The sequence below is a fragment of the Paenibacillus sp. 4624 genome (assembly GCF_050435065.1).
Lineage (GTDB): Bacteria > Bacillota > Bacilli > Paenibacillales > Paenibacillaceae > Paenibacillus > Paenibacillus amylolyticus_D.
The window spans coordinates 20,719-38,831 of the sequence record NZ_JBNDJR010000008.1 but is presented as its reverse complement, the minus strand read 5'-3'; the positions used below and the strand labels follow the sequence as shown (position 1 = coordinate 38,831).

The following is an 18,113-nucleotide window of genomic DNA, read 5'->3' as shown; positions in this document are numbered from 1 at the left end:
AGCTTAGAAGCTATGAGCTATTTCATGGTTAACCCAGCAATTGATCAATCGTTGGATTCTTTCTCAACATGCACATGATCACCGTTAAGGCTTCCGCCCTCGTAAGGTTGGCGTCCGGTTCAAACCGATTCGGGCTCTTGTCCTCAAGTAGTCCCGCCTTTGCAGCCGCTTCAATGATCTCCTTAGCAGGAGGTATTGAAGGTTCCGTTTTAGCCGGAGTACTATTATCGATTGAAGTGCTTGTATTGCTTGAACTGCTCGGAGAGGATCCTGACCCCGAAACTGGCGTGCCTGTTACTGTTATGTTGATATCTACTGATTGGGCTCCATAGACAGCGCTGACGACAGTACTGCACGCTGCCTTACCTGTAACCGTGCCACTGGTAACATTAGCAATTGACGGATTGCGAACAGTCCAGGTTACTTTCCCCTCTCCCAAGACAAAAGATGACCTGTCTATACGTTTCGTTAGATATTTCACTAGACTCTTAATAGGTGGCACAAGGTTTACCCCTCACCCCAACAACGCCTTCTCCACCTGATCCACAATCCCATTAATCCCCATCGGCCCATAACAGCCAATCCATGTCGCCGCATCCACCGAATGCACTCGCTGCTCCTCGCCACCACCAAGCATCTCCAAAACCCGTTGCTCTGTCGCAGATATCCCGTCCTGCATAAGCTCATTACTCAGCAAAAAGTAGTGACTCGCCTGTACAGCTGGTAATCTCTCAACCGAGATGTGATAGGCCGTGTCGGAGGTGTCTGCGACAAATAATGGAACGGGCAGACCCAGATCACGGTACAGCACAGCACCTGTGCGATGAGCGGCAGAATGCACACGAACGAGAGAGTCCAGCGGACGGATCAGGGCCACACTTTTGCCTGCCAAAACCGCAGCCAATTCCTCAGACAACAAAGCCGTGCGACGAAGATAGTCCTCAATAATTTGTTTGGCTTCTACTCGCTTGCCTGTCAGTTCACCGAACAAGCTTAGAATCGTCTGCCAGTTTTCATTACGTTTGAACATGAGCACTGGAGCAACCCCACTTAATCGTTCAAAATACTGCTCATGTACCTCGGTGCAGATAATCAGATCCGGTGCAAGTTGTTCTACCGCTGGCAGATCGGGATATTCATATGTACCTAGTAATTCGGTGTGCTTGAGTCCTGCCTGAAGGGGTTGAGGAAAAGATAACACGCTGCTTCCAAGTCCAACACTCCCTACCGGAGACAAACCCAGCGCAAGCAAATGATCTGCATATTGCACATCAAGGACAGCAATACGCTGCGGTATTTCGGTGACGGTGTATTCGCCTTGCATATGACAGATGACCGGGCCTTGGGCTGATTCATAGGATGAAGCTGTTCGGTTTTGCAGCAAAGCCTTCGCATAGTCTGCATCGGTTCTCGAAGCGGCCGCATGCCGGTAATGCAGCGGTGGGACGCCAGCATACTTTTTAAATGCTCTGCTGAAATAATACATATCCCGATAACCCAGCTTGTCGGCAATTTCACCGATCGAAGCATCCGTATGACGCAGCATGCGTGAGGCACTTTCCATACGTAGCTGGATGACGTACTCCATCGGTCCGAGGTGTTTTTCTTGTTTGAAGCGGCGCTGCAGCTGTCTTACACTACAGCCCGCGAGGGCAGCCAGCTCTTTCAGCTCCAGATTCTGACGATAGTGCGACGCAATATAGGAAGCGACCACATCGACCATGTCGGACTCCGCTCCCCCTTGACCACGTTCATACGCCATGATGAGCTCATAGATCATGCCCTGGAGCAAGGCGTTGGCATAAAATCGTTCCAGCCCTTCGCCTCGGCGCCATTTGGCTACTATTTTTTCCGCATTCTCGATCCATTCCGCATGGGATGCCGAGTTCTGCACAAATGATCTACGTAGCGGATGTTTTCGATATGAAGGCACAACAATAGAGGCTCCCTCCATGGAAGAAGCCTTGTATTGGATCACAATATAATGAATGTCCTCTGATCTGGCCGTCAGCGTGTAGGATGATCCCTTCACCGCATGACAGGCAAAAGAAGCTCCAATGTGGCAACCCTCGCCATCCATTGCAAGCTCCCCTTCCCCTCCGTATGCCAGCAGCAGCACATTAGAAGTTACATTTGTTTCGTGTAAAACGCTGCCTGTCTGCAAAGTACCGCTATATCCGTCCAGCATCTTGATCGCTGTATCACTCCAACCACTCGTCTGTTCCTGCAGCGGCATTTCTCTCATCTCCTGACAATCGCATCGGTATAATCATTGCTGTTGTCATTGTAGTTGAGATTCTTTCTCATTGTCAATTTTCGGACATTTGAGACAATATTCCCCTGACATCTGATAATAGAAACAGCAGGTGATCCGTTCGCTTTTGGCAACATGTACATTGTCCTTACAATCGGTAAAACGGGTTAACGGATTCTTCCTCTCACCAAACACTTGTCCAGACGCCACTTGCGTCAGATAAGCGAAGTCTTCTCGAATGATCTTACGTTCCTGCTCCGTCTCACCTTCATCAGGAGCGAATAGTCGCCCGATCCGTACCATGATATTCTCCCAGAGAATACTCATCGAAAGGGGTGCAATCGCAGCAAGTGTCTTTAACAACGGTGTCAGTTGAACCGCAAACATCTCCTGAACAACCTTCTCCCGCCACGCGGCTCTGTCTCCAGTCCATTCCTCAGCCCGAAGCTCGTTCACCGCTAGAAAAGGAAATCGTGTACCCTCCTCATGTTCTTCGAGCTTCGGATGATAGAGAAAGCTGTTCTCCAGCTGAAAGGTTACATGCTGATGATGAAAAGTCATCGCGGTCACCAGCGGAGTCGTCCATAGATAGCCAAGTCGCTTGGCTAACATGGAAGCGGCAACCTTCATGTCTGGTGCATCGATATAATGTTGAAACCAGCTGATATACTCTCGGCACGCCTCTTCGTCATGCAGCTCACTCAGCGCAATGCTACGGACACTATGTTGAGGCGGCTCGCCAAGCAAAATCGAATGATCCTCCACCGTCTCTTTCCATACGTCTGTCGAGAGATATCGGCTCATATTAGTTCGATCCCAGCAGGGCTTCCGATGCCTGATCTACAATCAGATTAATCGCAAGCGGTCCGTAGTATGCGATCCAAAGTGTGGAGTTTACATCATAAGTACGGTTATTTTTTACAGCATCAAGAGACTTCCATACCGGATTATTCACCATCGCCTCTGCTTCTGCGGCAAACAGTTCATCCGACAATACAAAATAACGATCTGCCCCAATCTCAGGCACTTTCTCCATAGAAATCTCTACGGAAGTATCATCCTTGATTCCTTCAACGAGTGCAGGCATTTTCAAGCCCAGATCATTATACAGAATGCCGCCTGTGCGGTGCTCGATGCCATGAACACGGATACCTTCTTTACGCGGACGAATCAATGCTACCGTCTCATCGCCCAGCTTCTCAGCCAGTTTCGCTTTCATTCCTGCCACTTTCTCTTCATAAGCTGTACGTACTTTCTCTGCTTCGTCCTGCTTGTCTGTAATCTTAGCTACTGTAGCTAACGTATCACGCCAATCTTCGTAGAAATCGAGTACCAGGGTAGGTGCGATTTTGCTTACACTCTCATACTGTTTCTCTTGGAAGTCAGTCATGATAATCAAATCTGGATCTAAGGCTACAATGGCTTCGAGGTTAGGCTCGTCCCGTGTACCGAGAACTTCAACGCCACTTGCCTGATCGCCCAAGTATTCTGGAAAATCAGTGTTACCTCCAGCGATAACACTACCTGCCGGCTTTTCGCCAACGGCTAACATCTGATCCAAAAACTTAACATCAAGAACTGCAACTTTCTTCGGTTTTTCGTTTAGCGTGATGTCCCCCTTCATACCTTTGATCGTTACTGGAAAAGCGCCATCGGTCTTCGTCTCTGTACTCGCAGGTGTATCCGAAGGCGTTGCCGCAGATTGTTTACCGCTATCTGTACCTGTTCCGGCTCCGCAAGCCGTCAGGATGAGAATCAGGGCCAACATCAAGCCCATGAGTAATCGTGATTTGTGAGCAGGATAGCCTTTGCTTCTGGCTGCTTGCCCGTTTGTTCCTTGTTTCATTTGTAAATCCCCCTTATGTATACTAGTGATAATGATTTTCATTATCGAAACATAAAGAGAGTATAAACGATCTGTGTATCGTGTTACCATGTACTTTTGCGACATTTCAGTCGGACTAATGCGACATCATGATTGATATTTTAACTATCCACTATCCGCCTTTTAATTTCTTAGCAATGTAAGCATGAAGACGGTAAATGTCTGCAAGAAGTTCTTCTTCCTCCGGCGTATTGCCATACTCCCCCAGCCAGCGAGGTGTGCGGATATGCCACTCATCTGTCAGGTATTGCTTTTCATCTTGATACTCCCGAATATGTCCCAGGAAATATTCCAGAGAGCCGAAGGATTGTTTCTGATTATCGTTGATGATGGATTGTGTGTTCTCAATGATTGTATGTAACATTTGTTGAATATGCCCTTCTGGATTCATAGTGGATCTCCTCCAAAGGAATATTTTTAAGGATTCATATCCAGATTTCGTTCAAGCATTGCTCCTATACGTTCAGCCATCACGGAAGGTGGGAGAGGCCTTTCATGTGTAAACCACCATTCCACGACCCCAATGATAGCTCCCCCCACAAACTGAACCTCCACAAGTTGATCTTTCAATAATTCGGTGTTCTTAGCACCTGGAACGCTCTCGTTCCCATTCTGTAATTCATGGATAAAAAAGTCCAGAAACTGCTTACGAAAAAAAGAACTGCCTTTACTCTCCAGCAATGCGGAGAAAAATAAAAAATGCTTCTCAAAATATTCAAACCACATGAATACCATGTTGTTATAACCCTTGTCCATCTCCGTAGATTCACAGATTTCACGCAAATTCTCAATATGCTCTGTGATGAGTTTATTCAGAAGATCGAATTTATCTGTGTAATGAAGATAGATCGTTCTGCGGCTGATATCCGCTTTGCCTGCAATGTCCTGGATCGTAATATGATCAAAATCTTTGTTCATCATCAGTTCAATAACCGCCGTTTTGATCGCTTCTTGGGATTTGCGTATCCTTCGATCCACCTTGACCACTTCACATCACCCTTTTTCTTCATGGTTAATACGTACTTTCAAATCATCTGTGCACAACTGCACGCAATCCAGCTTTTTAGCCATTGTAAGATTTTTATTTACGTATACCATTATACAAATACGATTAATAATACACTACTGTGCACTAATTCACAGTAAAAACAGTGAGAAATGGAGTTTAACCATATGAAAATTGCAGTCATTGGGGCTACCGGAGGAACGGGAAAAAAAGTGATTGAACGTGCCCTTGCATTAGGACATGAAGTTATTGCCGTTGCTCGTCGTCCCGAAGCTATTTCAGGGGCAGAAGGACTTACCGTTAGAAAAGGGGATGTGTTCGATTTACCTGTTATGATTCAGGCGATTTCCGGGGCAGAAGCTGTCATCAGTTGTATAGGCCCTCCCCTCAATGTATCATCCACCTCCGCTAAGAAAGGCTTGGGTAATCTCAGTGCCTCTTTACTTACAATTAAGGCTAATTTCTCACCAGGTACGGTCATGTCTGTGGGAATTCCAAATATTATTGCAGCCTGTCAGCATACAGGGGTTAAACGTATTGTGATGCAGAGCGGCATTAATTTGAGCGATGGGAGAGAGCTTTCTTATGTCAACCGTCTCGCCGTGCGTCTGATGCGCCGTATTTTTTGGAAGGCCATTCAGGATAAACGTATCGCGGAACAAGCGCTCATCCAAAGTGATCTCGAATGGGTCATCATGCGTGCATCCGTGCTTCAGTATGCAGAAGGGAACTTGGAATATACGGCTGGTCCACTCGCTCGCATCAATCCAGTTGCTGCACTTCCTTTTGCAGATTGTGCTGATGGGCTAGTACGTGCGGCAGTCAGCCAGCCCGATTGGACCGGGAAAATTGTGAATATAGGGAGATAAGTCGTTCGGATTGGAGGTTCGTTCAATTTCTTATATACTCTATGTAGGCCTTTGTTTAAAACCAAAGAATCGATACCCCCATAATGACGGAGACATCGATTCATATCATCTAACTATGAGGTGAATCATGAGTATGCAACTAAATAGGAAGTATATCACTATAGTGTTCACCGTTGCCATTATTGCTTTTCCTATTATCATTGGATTCTTTATGTTAAACAAGGTTGTCGATCCGGAAGAGATTATGATTACGAAAACTGAAGTTTCTCCAGAGCTTATTACGATACAAGGTGGATTTGGAGACAGTATCAGCAAATATCACGGTTATAACATCTCACATCATGATCATTCACTATTCATTCAGATCAAAGGCAGCAAATTTCCCATTAGAGGTGATAAGGACTTCAACATCTCGTTCACTAATACTTATGGAGATATTGCTGAAATCTACTTAGTAGGGCAGGACAACGCTAAAAGAAAGATTTGGCCCCAGCCCTGACTTTCATCTGAAGCCATATTCCACTCTTCCGGGTCACTCCCTATTCAATTCCAGATCCTTATCCACCATAGAATCATAGACATAACGGACTTAGGCATAACGGATGCCTGCTTTTCCGTCGCTCTGACCTCCGCATTTCCTATTACTGCACCTGCTTTTCAGCTGCGGCTTGCTTGATTCTGCGAATCTGGTTGAGATGGTTCTGCACATGAGCGACAAAACCCGGAATGATCGCGGTCAGAGATACCGTCTCGCCTTTGAAGTTAACGCCGGTTTTCTCCCATTCTTCGTCGCTCAGACGCTCCAGTAGTCCTGAATTGTATTGAACCAGACCATTAGCAATCGTAATCAGCTGAGAGATCTGTTCCTCATTTGCTTTTTGTCCAGTGATCCACGCTTCCTGATTAAAACCAGGCAGCGTCGCCGGTGATCCCGCTAATATTTCACGGATGCGGAAGGATACGACGATGCTATGATCCACCAGATGTGCCAGCACTTCGGTAACACTCCAGGAGGATGGAGAAGACTTCCACTTCAACTGTTGCTCGGTCAGTCCTGCGATCTCCTGTTCAATCTCTTCATACGCGTGTACATATGCCGAAATAATGGATTCTATATTCACTGTTGTGTTCCCCATCATGACCACTCTCCCATCGATATAAGTTCAACTACAATATTGACTTTAGCCATGGCTGTGCTTACACCAGTTCCCCCGTAAATGCTTCTTTGAGCAATTGGAATGAACGTGTCCGTTGTTCAAAATTAGGAATAATCGTTGTAAACACAAAGCTGTTCACACCATATTCCTCCGAAAGCTCCAGCAGCCGCTTCCGCACGGTTTCCTTGGTGCCGCGTGTAATGTCCGCTTCGCGCTCAACCGCCGTATACGTTTCTCCCGCTTGCCTTGCAAATTCCGCTGCCTGCTCCAACGTCTGCACATTCACGGTTTTGCCACTCGCCAGCGTTGCACGCACCGTTTTGTGCTGTCCCGCCAGCGCATTCGCCTCTTCTTCCGTATCTGCAGCAATGACCGACAAGGCCAGAATGGCTTCAGGCTCTCCGCCATGTTCAGTGTTAAACTGCGTGCGATACGTATCCAGAGCGGTGCGTGCCGTTTCGGGATCACTGTTGATAAACAGCGCAAACGCATAAGGTAGCCCCTGCTTGGCTGCCAGTTCCCCACTGGAAACACTCGTGCCCAGCATATAAATACGTGCCGGCTGTCCCGGCAACGGATGTGCTGTCAGTCCTGGCTGCGCATGGGTTTCACTTGCCGGAGCGTTCAGGAAGTTTCTCAGTTCCACCAGTTTATCATCCAGCGTTTCCGGCTCGGCAATTCCCTTTTGCAACGCCTTCGTGGAACGAGGCAAGCCGCCCGGGGCACGCCCGATCCCAAGTTCAACCCTTCCCGGAGCTAGTGTCGCGAGCACATTGAAGCTTTCAGCGACCTTATATGGGCTATAATGCTGGAGCATAACACCACCGGAGCCGATCCGAATCTTTTGAGTCTGTGCAAGCAAATACGAAACGAGCACTTCTGGCGATGATCCGGCAACACCTTCCGAGTCATGGTGCTCCGCTACCCAAAACCGGTCATATCCAAGTGATTCTCCAAGCTTCGCCAGTTCTACGGTATTTTTCAACGCCTCCGCAGCCGACTGGCCCGGAAATACAATGCTTTGATCCAAAATCCCTAATGTAAATGACATATCTCTTCCCCCTTGGATATTCCTTATCATGTTTCTGATCCCGTTTTCTTATATGGAATATGCAGTATCCGGTGTAATGCGTTTGAGAAACTGCTTCGTACGTTCTTCCTTCGGATAGCGGAACAGCTGCTTCGGCTCTCCTTCTTCCACAATGACCCCGCCATCCATAAATACAACGTGGTTCGCGACTTCCTGGGCAAAACCCATCTCGTGAGTCACGATAATCATCGTTATGCCTTCCTGTGCAATCTGGCGAATAACCGCCAACACTTCGCCTACAAGTTCCGGGTCCAGCGCCGAAGTCGGTTCGTCGAACAAAATAACCTCTGGATTCATCGCCAGTGCCCGTGCAATACCCACACGTTGTTGCTGTCCACCTGAAAGCTGGCTAGGGTATGAATCGAGCTTGTTTCCGAGACCTACCTTCTCTAGCAAAGCGATACTCCGCGTCCGCGCTTCCTCTTTAGCCACTTTACGAACAGCCACAAGCCCTTCCATCACATTTTGCAATGCTGTTTTGTGGCGGAACAGATTATATTGCTGGAAGACCATCGCTGATTTTTGGCGTAAGGCATGGATGTCCTTTTTGGCGTGCTTGCCGTAATCCAAGGTAAAATCACCGAGTGTGATATGCCCGGAATCCGGTTTTTCCAAATAGTTAATGCAGCGCAGAAGCGTTGTTTTGCCTGATCCACTGGGTCCCAGAATCGCAACGACCTCTCCGCGCGCCACGTTCAGATCAATTCCTGACAGCACCTTATTGTCTCCGAAGCTTTTGTGTATTTGCTTAAGTTCAATCATGACACGCCTCCCCGGTTGTACGATCTGAACCGCTTCTCTGCCACTGCGGTCAGTCTTTCGATCATGACGGTCAGTCCCCAGAAGATGAGAGCTGCCGCCACATATGCCTCAAAAAATTTCCAGTTGGTCGATGCTACAATTTGCGCCTTGGCGTTAATCTCCACCACCGAAACTGCAAATGCCAGGGTAGATCCATGCAACATGCCAATCAGCATGTTTGAAATGTTGGGTAGACTGGCTGCAAAAGCCTGCGGCAACACAATTCTGCGCAATGCCTTCGTCGCTGTCATGCCCAGAGAATACGCCGCTTCGATCTGACCGCGATCCACCGCGAGCAAGCCAGATCTGACAATCTCTGACGCATAGGCTCCAGCCGTAATCGAGAACGCCAGATAAGCAAAACCAATCAATGGAATGGACGACGAGTTGAACCCAAGTCCGAGTGATGAAGACAAACTGTCAATGATCATCGGTAGACCGAAATAGATCAGTAGCAGATGTGTAATCATCGGTGTACCGCGAATAAACGTAACATAGGCCGTCGCCAGCTGGCTCAGTACAGGAATCCGAAACTGGCGGAGAAGCGCAACCGCTGTACCGATGATAAAACCAAGCACCACCGAGACCACCGTGATAGCCAGTGTAGTCGGGATGACGCCGAGAAGTTGCACGAACGCAGTCCATACAAAGGAAGCATCAAAGCTCATATCGGAGCAAACCCCCTCTTCTGCACTTTCCGCTCAAGTACATGGAAGACCCTCTCCAGCACAAAACTCAAAACAAAATAAATGAGCGCCAGCGAGATATACGCTTCAATAAAATGACGAGAGATCGTTGCCAGTGTAGACGATTTGCCCGTCATCTCCATGACACCCACACTGAACGCAAGGGATGTATCCTTCAAGCTACCGATCACCATGTTGGCGAATATAGGTAACGCGGTCACATAGGCTTGCGGCAATACTATCCGGAAGAACGCTTGCGGGCCAGACATGCCCATGGCATAAGCTGCTTCTACCTGACCCTGATCCACGGAAGCAACGGAAGCGCGAATCATCTCCACCATAAACGCTCCGCTATGGAGCGAGTAAGTCATAATCACAAAATAGATGGCAGGTGCGCGGTTAGCATGAATACCGAACAAACCCAAAATTTCCGGCACACCGTAGTAGAACAAAAACAGCTGAATCAAGATCGGTGTTCCGCGAAAAAAGGATACATACAGCTTAGACAGCTGTTTCAGCACCGGAATATTGTACATCTGCGGCAGTGCCGCGATGGAACTGATGATTAGACCAAGTACCATTGCACTAGCGACGATGAGAAGCGTAGTACTGATAGTGGGTAGGAGCTTTACAAAGTAGTCCATGACATAACTGAATTCAAATGGTGCACCCATCGCTGCAACCTGCCTTTCTTCTACGTGTTATTTCGTTTCCGATTGCGTAGCGTCAAAGCCAAGCCACTGCTCACTCAGTTTCTTCAATGTGCCGTCTGCCTTGATTTCCTTCAGCGCTTCATCGATGCGATCCGCGAGCTTTTGCTCCTCAGGATCATCCTTGCGGAACATAAACAGGGTGTCCGATTCACTGAGTGGTGGACCTACCAGTTTCAGCTCGCCGTTCGGATCAATGAGTGGAAGCGTAAAGTCAGCCGCTACAAATGCTGCAACCCGTCCAGCTTTGAGCTGTGCGATGGAATCGTTAGCTACACCGCTTGAATACACAATATCAAGTGCGTTGTTATTCTGCTTGTTGTAGTTTTCCAGCAAGATAGCTTGTGCGCTGGTTGCTGTCGTCAACACTTTTTTGCCTTTCAGATCATCAATGGAATGAATGGTATTATCATCTTTGAGAACCGCGATTTTGTTCTTCCAGTGGGAATACGCTTCTTTGTTGAATAAATATTTCTGTTCGCGCTCCGGGTTTTTCTCCATCTGATGCGCGACCATGTCAATCTTGTTCGTTTCGAGGCTGAGCAACAAGTTCGTGAACTCCATCGTCTGCAGATCAAACTCGTAATCATCCAGCCGTTTATCAATTTCTCTGACGAGTTCTACATCATATCCCGTCAGTTTGTTATTTTCGTCAATAAAAGCGACATTCGGAAATTGCGTGCCTGTTCCCACAATAATCTTGGTTGGTTCGTTCGCTCCACCAGCTCCCGATGCCGTCTTCGTGTCTCCCCCGGTACTGCACCCTGTGAGCGCCAATACGATTGCAGTTGTAAGTGTTAGAACAGACCATTTTTTCATGTTTTTCTCCCCCGTTATGTGTGCGATTATTTTAAACCACTAATTCTTACATGTTAACTAGGAATTAATTGATCTAAAAATAGCATTCCAACAGGAACATCGTCAACGGGTTTACTTATAGAACAATTCTATATATAAATAAAATATTCGATGGGTACGATTACACCTCAACTTAACAGCACCTAGAATGCCCACTTTCAATAACACAGACGACTTTTACGCTAAACCTGATCGTTATCGTTATCTATCGATGATCTCGGAGAAACAAGAAAAAACCTAACGAAGAATCGTTAGGTTCAACATGTCCAACACCCTTATGAAACTATAAATAGCCGCCCCTTCTCCTTCACTTATCTTCTAGTTATCTTCGACTTAACTTCTTAAATGCCGAGTACTTCTTCTCGGACTTCATATAACCTAGTATCTTTTCCGCACATGCAACTGAACTGAGTTCTTCCGTGTTCACTTCCAGATCATACTCATCATAGGCATATATGTAATCGAACTGGGAATGGGCAAGTCCCATCTCACGATCTCCCCTGCTCTGCTCTCTTCTGGTGAGTTCTTCTTTGGAGCAGTGCACACCAACAAACAGTATCGGATAATCTGCAAGCAAATCATAAAATTCGTTAAACCACTTGTCATCGCTGATAACCGTATCCACAATCACATTCAGGCCCAACTCCGAAAATAGTTTGATCGTTGCATAGTACAATGAGCCAATCGGGCCAAAAAGGATATCTGACATCACACCCGGCTCCACTTCCCTTGTTGGCTTCATATCTGGATATGTCGTGTCAATAAAATGATCATAATTTTGAAAAAATTGATCTACAGACAGATGATGCAGCGGCATCTCTCCCTGCTTTTTCATTTCCAGCGCAATGCTTGTCTTGCCTGAACTTGACGTTCCGTTTAAAAAGATAATGAGTCCTCGTTCCATGTGTATCACCTCCACAAAATTGTACTGCCTATCTGAGCCCTTCTCCTTTTAATATATCCTTTGAAAATTGATCCACAGCGAGCCAGGTAGACACGTCTTCTTCTACATACTTCTTCCAAGCGATTACAACATGAATTTCACATATTTCATCCGATTCCATCTGTGACATGGGCACATTAATCCCTTTTCCAGAACTCAGGATGTATCCCTGTGCTTCAACATCAATACCTTTACCAAAGGATTTCGGAATCCGATCACCATGATTTCTTCTCATCATTAACAGCGTTCCGTCTTGTGTACCGATATGTAACTGATCAGTTTGATTTTTATATTCAATCGCTTCGAGTCCTTCTCCAGTATCCGATCCACAGCTTATCCAGTTATATCCCTCTTTCCACGAGGCCGTGAAGTTGCACTCATCAATCCGGTGCCCACCATTCGGTTTGATTCGGAATACAGCTCCCCAACATTCATCTACTGCCTGATCGCAAGCAAGTTCTACATCCACTCTACAAATTGCGAGTTCGCAGTCCCATGAGTCGTAGTAATACTTATACAACCATCCACCGCTGGTGAGCCCTGCATAATCTGTTGCAAGATAGGATTGGTTCGAGATCGAAAGTGAGAACTCAAGGGTGCCCAGAGGTGTACAAATAGACGGCATCGCAGGCATCGCCTGTTGAACGATGGTTTCTTTTCCATGAAAAAGCTTCATGTACTCTCTCCTTTGTATTGCTGCTTCACTGCCATTATTCATTCCAGAATTCAATTATTTTCTGGTTTACCAGATCCGCTTGCTCGTGGTTAATCGCATGACCTGCTTCTCGAATGATCTCATAATTCAACTGGTTGCGCTGTAGCTTATGTATTGCTTTTGGATAGTTAGAGAGGATGTCATGTTCGCCGATCAGAAACTTGGCCTTTCCTACCAGTGTAGCAAGTTCCACATCATCAACAAATTGAATCCGGTGTTTCATCATAGACTTGTTGTTGAAATATTTCAGCAAATAATACCAGTGTCGCATCAATTCTTCATTCTCGGCAAAGACCGCATAATTAGGGCCGCATAATTTTCGAAGCAGCTTCTCACAATTCTTTTCCGATGGGAACAACGCTTCAGGCATAAAGGCTTTCATCATTTTAGACATCACTTCAAACGTACTCGATGGAATTCTGCCTGCCAGGCACATCGCTTTTCGGATTCTCTCAGGTCTTTTTAATGTGTAAAAATAGGATAGATATGCACCATAAGACACGCCGCAAATATACGAATCGTGGAGCTGAAAGGCATCCATGATGTCATCCATCCATTTCACCTGATCAAAACGTTTGAAATATTCGGCGTTCGGCTCACTTTTCCCCGATCCTCCAATTGAATCAACAGCTATGACATAGAACTTCCTGGATAGCTCGTTCATGTTGTACACCCACATCATTGCCGCATTATCCGCAGTGCCATGGAAAAGTAACAAGGATGGATTCTGCGAATCTCCGGCAGTAATTACATGTGTCTGTCCAAAGCTCGTTTCGATATACTCCTCTTCGACATGAACATCATACGATTGCAGCAACTTGTCATACGACTGGTAGATGAGCTGTCTTCCTTGAAATGATTTATATCGCTCCATCAGGCATCATTTTCCTTCCCTTTACATGGGTGCTTCTCTTTCCTTTTTTATATATTGTTTAAAATACACCCTAAACACATCATAGATATTCTGCACTTCCATGATCTCATTCCGAAATGTTTCCCGAATCTCTTCACTTTGTTTGTGCTCAAGCTCCATATCGAACTCTTCAGCCTCATATTCATTTAACATTTTATATACATATTCGCACTCCACTTTCACTGCTTGGTAATGGTCAGCATACTGACCGGAACCCAGCAAAAAACTGGCCCAGGATATTTCTCTTCTATCATACTTCATATACAAACAAGCGATGTAATGATCGTGTAGTGAGTTAAGATAATCATCGATAAAAGGTTCGGAGTGAATATATCTGTTAACGATCTGAATAGTGTCTCCTTGATATCTCGCTGCTGCTAATTCAATGATCCAATATGGCGGCTTCTCGTATGCCAGGATAATGTAATCACAAAACAGGTGAAAGTGCTTGTACCAGATTAATTTACTCTCCAGCATAATACTCATCATACAAGCAAACTCTTTCGTTGGTTCTATTTTCATAAATATACTCCTTCTATACGCTCTAATACGATTAACGCTTGCCAATGAATAATGTTGTCTTAGTCCAATGAAGATTATACCCATAACGGTACAGCTCAAAGTATGGATAAAGACAATTTTCTGCTTCCTGCAGACCTTTATAACGAGGCCATTGTAAATAATAGGCGACCCAATAATCACAAGCGATAGAATAGTAGGCTTCACTCAGAATTTCAATCGCTTCATCGTAGTCACTGCGCGAGCGAAGGAGGTCTCCTAGTGCTTCATATACTGCATCACTATCTTCCTCATTCGTACCTTGAATAGCCCTTTGCTCTAACTTGCCTAGTTCACCCTGTGGTAACACAACGACTTCCTTCACACAAGCCAAGTCTTGTAACGCTTCCTTAGCGATCTCCGCTGCTTCATCATCTTCTGGTACGATAGAGAACAGACTTTTTAATCCTTTGATCAGATCTTCGCCCAGTCTTCGCAACATTTCCTCTGAAGCAGTCCCTTGTCCACCGTTAAAATAGCCTGGTACATATTCTCCGGTGAAATCCTCGGGATTCAGCATCTCATAGATTGGACGTATTCGGTCCAGAAAACGATCGCCACTTGGAATTGGCTCAAACACTCTTTCAACACCCGCTCCCACTGGCATAAACCATTGAAAAAAACCATAAAGATGTTCCTCGCTCACCTGTTCTTCTTCTTCCGGCTCAAACTCTTCTCCGCCCATTGCTAGTAAATAACGACCATATTCCTGCTGATCCATCCATACTCTCTCCCCTCTTTTTTAAGCAACCCTACCACTCTCTCCATTCTTCCGTAATATCTTCATCCTCCTTGATGTGCAAACCAGCCAATTTAGCCGCCTTGTCGATAAAATCAGCCAGTTCCTCACGTTCCATCGTTTCAATAAAATAATCATGCGCTTCATTCATTTCATTGAAGGTGACCACAACTTTTTCCGACATCCGTATTCTCTCTTCTGTGAAACGTTCATCTCCGTCTTCGATCATTCTATGATTCCATCGTTTCGTAGGTTTTTCTTGAAACAAGTTTTGTAGCGTCATTCGGATCATCTCCTATTCTTCCCACAGTCTAGTTACTTTCTCTAGTCTCATCCCGTCAAATTGTAATTGATAGATATCTGGTTTGCTGATCTGATTGATATAGTCCACTCCGTACGTTGGATCAAAGGCATTTATCATTAACGTCATGACATGTCCGTGTGTGCCGATCGCTACTTTTTTCCCAGAATACTCTTCTAAAATCTGTTTCAATACACTCACAGCTCTATGCTGGCACACCTTGTTAGACTCGCCTCCGGGCAATGCATATTCAGGGTCAGCAAACATTCTTTCCGTAATAGCGCTAAAATCCTCATCCGCAACAACCTCATCTGAAAAATGCCTTTCTCGCAGATCCTCCATGAGCTGCATATCTAATCCTAAAGCCGTTGCCAGCCCCTCCAAAGTTAGAACAGCCCTGGCATACGGACTTGAAATAATGGTATGTATCCCTTTTCCCTTTAATATCTCTGTTACTTTGATTGCATTCGCCTTACCGTTCAAGGTAAGTTCTCTTGTTCTTTCCGTTCCTTCATTGTACGGCGACTCGGCATGCCTAACCATATAAATGATCGTTTTCATAGGCTTCTCTCCTTCGGTTCCTACTCCTAAATCCTTTTAACTATCGCTTCTTACTCATATAGATAATTTACAAGAATTCTCATTTATGTGATAGTAGAAGTGAAGAAAAGCAATATCTAAGAGAGGATAAGCTAATGTTTTCATTCCAAAAGAGATCTGTTCTGATATTCGCTTTATGCATATTCGTCGTCACTGTATCGATCATCACATATATGAATGTTCAATCCAAACCGGAGAAAAGCGTTTATACCGTAGTCAATCTACCTGCCAACTCCATCACCTTCAGTGAAGTGGAAAAGCTGGATGCGTTTGCTGAATTAATCGTGATTGGTTATGCAACAGACGGGTTTGCGGATCGTGAGCATGTGATAACTGCATTTGATGATGGAACCATGCAATCTTTCCACACCAACGCCAACATCAAGATTACGAAAATACTAAAGAAACCTGAGGATTTCCCTTCAGATCTAACCGAATTGACAGTCATCGAACCTGTCAGCCTGGATGGGAATGTCAAGTACACGGCAAATGATTATGTAGAACTGCAGAAGAGTGAACCAAGTGTGCTTTTTTTGCTAAGAAACTCCTATGGAGATTACGGTTTGATTAATGATAACTTGGGAAAATTCAGCTTGGAAGGCGTAAGCCAATATAGCTTACCTGAATCCTCCACATCACAACAATTATCCGATTACCAGATCTTTCGGGATGCCGTTATGAAGAAATACAATCCGGACTAGGAGTCAGCCCCGACATTGGGGCTGTTTCATTAGGATTTATTTACAACTGGTTATCACGACAGATTTCACAATCGTTTATCTCGATCATACTCCGTCAATTTCTCCTCAATGAACATCCACGCGCTGTTCAGATCACGATGTAGCCAGTCAATGTCCTCGGTGGTCTGATCACTGTATACACCCAATATTAACGTTCTGATCGCTTCTTCCGAGTGGTCGCCTACAATAAGTGCTACTGGAAAAGGAATGTTACGATACTGATCCTCACCAATATAGAAAACATTTTCGAGTTGATCTCCCCATTCATAGGACAGTTCACTGAAATCAAGGATCAAACCCGCTGGTTCCCAGGCTTCCAAAACTGCTTTCCCTATTGCACACATATAGATGGCATCTGAATTCCCCCCAGAACCATAACCATATTCACCCACGAACTTTAAAATCATCGTCTTGCAATAACTTACTGCCTTGGAGTCTCCAATATGCACTTCATATTTCAAATCACTAAGCTCTTCCAGCTTCAGCTGTTTGGTTACAATATCCATGACACCCTCCTAATGCAATAATTTCACCTTTCCAGTTCATCTCTCTGATCTCTTTATCTTTCAGTAAACACCAGTCGATGATCTGTCCAATCAGCCTTGGAGCGACAATTTCATCGTTCCATATTGGTGTTAGTGCTCTTCTGTGACCAACATACTCTGCTGTCCAGCCCTCGAATTCCTTGCCGATGATGACTAACATGGGAAACTCCTTATGGCCTCTACTGCATTGTCCCACCTCATAGGTTACGATAAGCTTTTTATCCTCAGAAACGATATGTAACTTAATGATCCCTTCATCGTCCAGATCCGGCTTTACATACCAATAGAATAATCGATTAGATCGCATGATTTTGCGTTTATATTTTTGACCAACACCCATCCTTTCACCTCGCCTCAAACCTCATCTGTAGCTCCTTAACAAACACCTTGATCGGCTCATGATAATCAATTGGCTTGTAAATGCCGCGATTGTTAAATTTGTGTCGTGCATTCTCATCTCTAAAATCATTGTCATTTCCTTCAAGAGCCTTCATCACAAATATGATTTCGTTCATGCTCCCGATTACACTTCGACTGTCCGTTTTGGTAATCAAGCGGTCGTTACATTGGTCCAGATAATACTGTGCCCATTCCTGGGGAATGCCCTCAAAGGCCATATATGCTTCCAGATTCTTTTTAAAAATGGCTAACAGCTTATTCGCCTGTTTGGTTCTGCTTAGGTATAGCATTTTCAGTGTAGCTGTTCATTATTTTTTGTATGCGTCTTTTCGTGGAATCATCCA

Annotated in this window: 25 protein-coding genes; 3 read left to right on the top strand and 22 right to left on the bottom strand. The window is 45.3% G+C overall.

Going from position 1 to position 18,113, the window contains the following annotated elements; translation table 11 throughout:
* Positions 1 to 28 precede the first annotated feature (28 nt).
* From ABIE27_RS18390 to ABIE27_RS18365, 6 genes are all read right to left on the bottom strand, one after another.
* Positions 29 to 502, bottom strand: coding sequence for an S-layer homology domain-containing protein (locus ABIE27_RS18390; protein WP_429351183.1), 474 nt, complete (start codon positions 500 to 502; stop codon positions 29 to 31).
* 12 nt (positions 503 to 514) lie between these two features.
* On the bottom strand, positions 515 to 2,236 hold the full coding sequence (locus tag ABIE27_RS18385) for a helix-turn-helix domain-containing protein (protein WP_429351182.1): 1,722 nt from the start codon (positions 2,234 to 2,236) through the stop codon (positions 515 to 517).
* Between the two features lie 45 nt (positions 2,237 to 2,281).
* A complete protein-coding gene (locus tag ABIE27_RS18380) occupies positions 2,282 to 3,058 on the bottom strand; it encodes an IucA/IucC family C-terminal-domain containing protein (RefSeq protein ID WP_429351181.1) in 777 nt (258 codons plus the stop codon).
* A gap of 1 nt (position 3,059) precedes the next feature.
* The gene (locus ABIE27_RS18375; RefSeq protein ID WP_123067228.1) at positions 3,060 to 4,100 is read right to left on the bottom strand and encodes an ABC transporter substrate-binding protein; all 1,041 of its coding nucleotides are present in this window, start codon (positions 4,098 to 4,100) and stop codon (positions 3,060 to 3,062) included.
* Positions 4,101 to 4,251: 151 nt separating this feature from the next.
* A complete protein-coding gene (locus ABIE27_RS18370) occupies positions 4,252 to 4,530 on the bottom strand; it encodes a hypothetical protein (protein ID WP_123067227.1) in 279 nt (92 codons plus the stop codon).
* Positions 4,531 to 4,556: 26 nt separating this feature from the next.
* A complete protein-coding gene (locus tag ABIE27_RS18365; RefSeq protein WP_345789287.1) occupies positions 4,557 to 5,117 on the bottom strand; it encodes a TetR/AcrR family transcriptional regulator in 561 nt (186 codons plus the stop codon).
* Between the two features lie 195 nt (positions 5,118 to 5,312).
* Between ABIE27_RS18365 and ABIE27_RS18360 the strand changes: the two genes are divergently transcribed.
* A complete protein-coding gene (locus ABIE27_RS18360) occupies positions 5,313 to 6,014 on the top strand; it encodes an NAD(P)-dependent oxidoreductase (RefSeq protein WP_429351180.1) in 702 nt (233 codons plus the stop codon).
* 127 nt (positions 6,015 to 6,141) lie between these two features.
* Positions 6,142 to 6,513, top strand: coding sequence for a hypothetical protein (locus ABIE27_RS18355; protein ID WP_123067224.1), 372 nt, complete (start codon positions 6,142 to 6,144; stop codon positions 6,511 to 6,513).
* A 142-nt stretch (positions 6,514 to 6,655) separates the two neighbouring features.
* On the opposite strand, the gene ABIE27_RS18350 is transcribed toward ABIE27_RS18355, so the two are convergent.
* The 13 genes from ABIE27_RS18350 to ABIE27_RS18290 form a co-directional block, all read right to left on the bottom strand.
* Positions 6,656 to 7,150 (bottom strand): DinB family protein, encoded by a 495-nt coding sequence (locus ABIE27_RS18350; RefSeq protein ID WP_345789286.1) that lies wholly within the window; start codon positions 7,148 to 7,150, stop codon positions 6,656 to 6,658.
* 61 nt (positions 7,151 to 7,211) lie between these two features.
* Positions 7,212 to 8,222, bottom strand: coding sequence for an LLM class flavin-dependent oxidoreductase (locus ABIE27_RS18345; protein WP_429351179.1), 1,011 nt, complete (start codon positions 8,220 to 8,222; stop codon positions 7,212 to 7,214).
* Between the two features lie 48 nt (positions 8,223 to 8,270).
* On the bottom strand, positions 8,271 to 9,023 hold the full coding sequence (locus ABIE27_RS18340; RefSeq protein WP_123067221.1) for an amino acid ABC transporter ATP-binding protein: 753 nt from the start codon (positions 9,021 to 9,023) through the stop codon (positions 8,271 to 8,273).
* Complete coding sequence (locus ABIE27_RS18335; RefSeq protein ID WP_123067220.1) at positions 9,020 to 9,730, bottom strand: amino acid ABC transporter permease; 711 nt, start codon at positions 9,728 to 9,730, stop codon at positions 9,020 to 9,022. The genes ABIE27_RS18340 and ABIE27_RS18335 overlap by 4 nt, the downstream gene beginning before the upstream one ends.
* Positions 9,727 to 10,422, bottom strand: coding sequence for an amino acid ABC transporter permease (locus ABIE27_RS18330; protein WP_429351178.1), 696 nt, complete (start codon positions 10,420 to 10,422; stop codon positions 9,727 to 9,729). Before ABIE27_RS18330 ends, ABIE27_RS18335 begins: the two co-directional genes overlap by 4 nt.
* 27 nt (positions 10,423 to 10,449) lie before the next feature.
* The gene (locus ABIE27_RS18325) at positions 10,450 to 11,277 is read right to left on the bottom strand and encodes a transporter substrate-binding domain-containing protein (protein ID WP_429351177.1); all 828 of its coding nucleotides are present in this window, start codon (positions 11,275 to 11,277) and stop codon (positions 10,450 to 10,452) included.
* Positions 11,278 to 11,638: 361 nt separating this feature from the next.
* A complete protein-coding gene (locus ABIE27_RS18320) occupies positions 11,639 to 12,220 on the bottom strand; it encodes a chloramphenicol phosphotransferase CPT family protein (protein ID WP_123067217.1) in 582 nt (193 codons plus the stop codon).
* Between the two features lie 28 nt (positions 12,221 to 12,248).
* The gene (locus tag ABIE27_RS18315) at positions 12,249 to 12,935 is read right to left on the bottom strand and encodes a hypothetical protein (protein WP_429351176.1); all 687 of its coding nucleotides are present in this window, start codon (positions 12,933 to 12,935) and stop codon (positions 12,249 to 12,251) included.
* A 34-nt stretch (positions 12,936 to 12,969) separates the two neighbouring features.
* Positions 12,970 to 13,848 carry an alpha/beta fold hydrolase gene (locus ABIE27_RS18310; RefSeq protein WP_429351175.1) on the bottom strand — a complete coding sequence of 293 codons (879 nt, stop codon included), beginning with the start codon at positions 13,846 to 13,848 and terminating at the stop codon, positions 12,970 to 12,972.
* A gap of 21 nt (positions 13,849 to 13,869) precedes the next feature.
* A complete protein-coding gene (locus tag ABIE27_RS18305; protein WP_429351174.1) occupies positions 13,870 to 14,409 on the bottom strand; it encodes a hypothetical protein in 540 nt (179 codons plus the stop codon).
* Between the two features lie 31 nt (positions 14,410 to 14,440).
* On the bottom strand, positions 14,441 to 15,166 hold the full coding sequence (locus tag ABIE27_RS18300) for a hypothetical protein (protein WP_123067213.1): 726 nt from the start codon (positions 15,164 to 15,166) through the stop codon (positions 14,441 to 14,443).
* 31 nt (positions 15,167 to 15,197) lie between these two features.
* Positions 15,198 to 15,467, bottom strand: a complete 270-nt coding sequence (locus ABIE27_RS18295) for a hypothetical protein (protein ID WP_429351173.1) — start codon at positions 15,465 to 15,467, stop codon at positions 15,198 to 15,200.
* Between the two features lie 12 nt (positions 15,468 to 15,479).
* Positions 15,480 to 16,046 carry a histidine phosphatase family protein gene (locus ABIE27_RS18290; protein ID WP_429351172.1) on the bottom strand — a complete coding sequence of 189 codons (567 nt, stop codon included), beginning with the start codon at positions 16,044 to 16,046 and terminating at the stop codon, positions 15,480 to 15,482.
* 212 nt (positions 16,047 to 16,258) lie between these two features.
* On the opposite strand from ABIE27_RS18290, the gene ABIE27_RS18285 reads away from it, so the two are divergent.
* Complete coding sequence (locus ABIE27_RS18285) at positions 16,259 to 16,786, top strand: hypothetical protein (RefSeq protein WP_151458131.1); 528 nt, start codon at positions 16,259 to 16,261, stop codon at positions 16,784 to 16,786.
* 65 nt (positions 16,787 to 16,851) lie between these two features.
* Here ABIE27_RS18285 and ABIE27_RS18280 read toward each other — a convergent pair whose 3' ends face one another.
* Genes ABIE27_RS18280 through ABIE27_RS18270 form a run of 3 tightly spaced genes read right to left on the bottom strand, consistent with a single transcriptional unit; the run spans position 16,852 to position 18,059 of the window.
* Entirely contained in the window at positions 16,852 to 17,331 is a 480-nt protein-coding gene (locus tag ABIE27_RS18280; protein WP_123067209.1) for a hypothetical protein, read from the bottom strand.
* A complete protein-coding gene (locus ABIE27_RS18275) occupies positions 17,291 to 17,677 on the bottom strand; it encodes a hypothetical protein (protein ID WP_429351171.1) in 387 nt (128 codons plus the stop codon). The genes ABIE27_RS18280 and ABIE27_RS18275 overlap by 41 nt, the downstream gene beginning before the upstream one ends.
* A gap of 37 nt (positions 17,678 to 17,714) precedes the next feature.
* On the bottom strand, positions 17,715 to 18,059 hold the full coding sequence (locus ABIE27_RS18270; RefSeq protein ID WP_151458130.1) for a DUF6933 domain-containing protein: 345 nt from the start codon (positions 18,057 to 18,059) through the stop codon (positions 17,715 to 17,717).
* Positions 18,060 to 18,113: the final 54 nt, after the last annotated feature.

What these genes read in the sequence shown, in the direction of transcription:
- ABIE27_RS18315 (WP_429351176.1), bottom strand. Translation starts at nt 12,935, where the DNA reads ATGAAGCTTTTTCATGGAAAAGAAACCATCGTTCAACAGGCGATGCCT.
- ABIE27_RS18380 (WP_429351181.1), bottom strand. Translation starts at nt 3,058, where the DNA reads ATGAGCCGATATCTCTCGACAGACGTATGGAAAGAGACGGTGGAGGAT.
- ABIE27_RS18385 (WP_429351182.1), bottom strand. Translation starts at nt 2,236, where the DNA reads ATGCCGCTGCAGGAACAGACGAGTGGTTGGAGTGATACAGCGATCAAG.
- ABIE27_RS18360 (WP_429351180.1), top strand. Translation starts at nt 5,313, where the DNA reads ATGAAAATTGCAGTCATTGGGGCTACCGGAGGAACGGGAAAAAAAGTG.
- ABIE27_RS18350 (WP_345789286.1), bottom strand. Translation starts at nt 7,150, where the DNA reads ATGGGGAACACAACAGTGAATATAGAATCCATTATTTCGGCATATGTA.
- ABIE27_RS18320 (WP_123067217.1), bottom strand. Translation starts at nt 12,220, where the DNA reads ATGGAACGAGGACTCATTATCTTTTTAAACGGAACGTCAAGTTCAGGC.
- ABIE27_RS18280 (WP_123067209.1), bottom strand. Translation starts at nt 17,331, where the DNA reads ATGGATATTGTAACCAAACAGCTGAAGCTGGAAGAGCTTAGTGATTTG.
- ABIE27_RS18310 (WP_429351175.1), bottom strand. Translation starts at nt 13,848, where the DNA reads ATGGAGCGATATAAATCATTTCAAGGAAGACAGCTCATCTACCAGTCG.
- ABIE27_RS18300 (WP_123067213.1), bottom strand. Translation starts at nt 15,166, where the DNA reads ATGGATCAGCAGGAATATGGTCGTTATTTACTAGCAATGGGCGGAGAA.
- ABIE27_RS18345 (WP_429351179.1), bottom strand. Translation starts at nt 8,222, where the DNA reads ATGTCATTTACATTAGGGATTTTGGATCAAAGCATTGTATTTCCGGGC.
- ABIE27_RS18290 (WP_429351172.1), bottom strand. Translation starts at nt 16,046, where the DNA reads ATGAAAACGATCATTTATATGGTTAGGCATGCCGAGTCGCCGTACAAT.
- ABIE27_RS18340 (WP_123067221.1), bottom strand. Translation starts at nt 9,023, where the DNA reads ATGATTGAACTTAAGCAAATACACAAAAGCTTCGGAGACAATAAGGTG.
- ABIE27_RS18305 (WP_429351174.1), bottom strand. Translation starts at nt 14,409, where the DNA reads ATGAAAATAGAACCAACGAAAGAGTTTGCTTGTATGATGAGTATTATG.
- ABIE27_RS18325 (WP_429351177.1), bottom strand. Translation starts at nt 11,277, where the DNA reads ATGAAAAAATGGTCTGTTCTAACACTTACAACTGCAATCGTATTGGCG.
- ABIE27_RS18275 (WP_429351171.1), bottom strand. Translation starts at nt 17,677, where the DNA reads ATGCGATCTAATCGATTATTCTATTGGTATGTAAAGCCGGATCTGGAC.
- ABIE27_RS18375 (WP_123067228.1), bottom strand. Translation starts at nt 4,100, where the DNA reads ATGAAACAAGGAACAAACGGGCAAGCAGCCAGAAGCAAAGGCTATCCT.
- ABIE27_RS18330 (WP_429351178.1), bottom strand. Translation starts at nt 10,422, where the DNA reads ATGGGTGCACCATTTGAATTCAGTTATGTCATGGACTACTTTGTAAAG.
- ABIE27_RS18335 (WP_123067220.1), bottom strand. Translation starts at nt 9,730, where the DNA reads ATGAGCTTTGATGCTTCCTTTGTATGGACTGCGTTCGTGCAACTTCTC.
- ABIE27_RS18270 (WP_151458130.1), bottom strand. Translation starts at nt 18,059, where the DNA reads ATGCTATACCTAAGCAGAACCAAACAGGCGAATAAGCTGTTAGCCATT.
- ABIE27_RS18370 (WP_123067227.1), bottom strand. Translation starts at nt 4,530, where the DNA reads ATGAATCCAGAAGGGCATATTCAACAAATGTTACATACAATCATTGAG.
- ABIE27_RS18285 (WP_151458131.1), top strand. Translation starts at nt 16,259, where the DNA reads ATGAATGTTCAATCCAAACCGGAGAAAAGCGTTTATACCGTAGTCAAT.
- ABIE27_RS18355 (WP_123067224.1), top strand. Translation starts at nt 6,142, where the DNA reads ATGAGTATGCAACTAAATAGGAAGTATATCACTATAGTGTTCACCGTT.
- ABIE27_RS18295 (WP_429351173.1), bottom strand. Translation starts at nt 15,467, where the DNA reads ATGACGCTACAAAACTTGTTTCAAGAAAAACCTACGAAACGATGGAAT.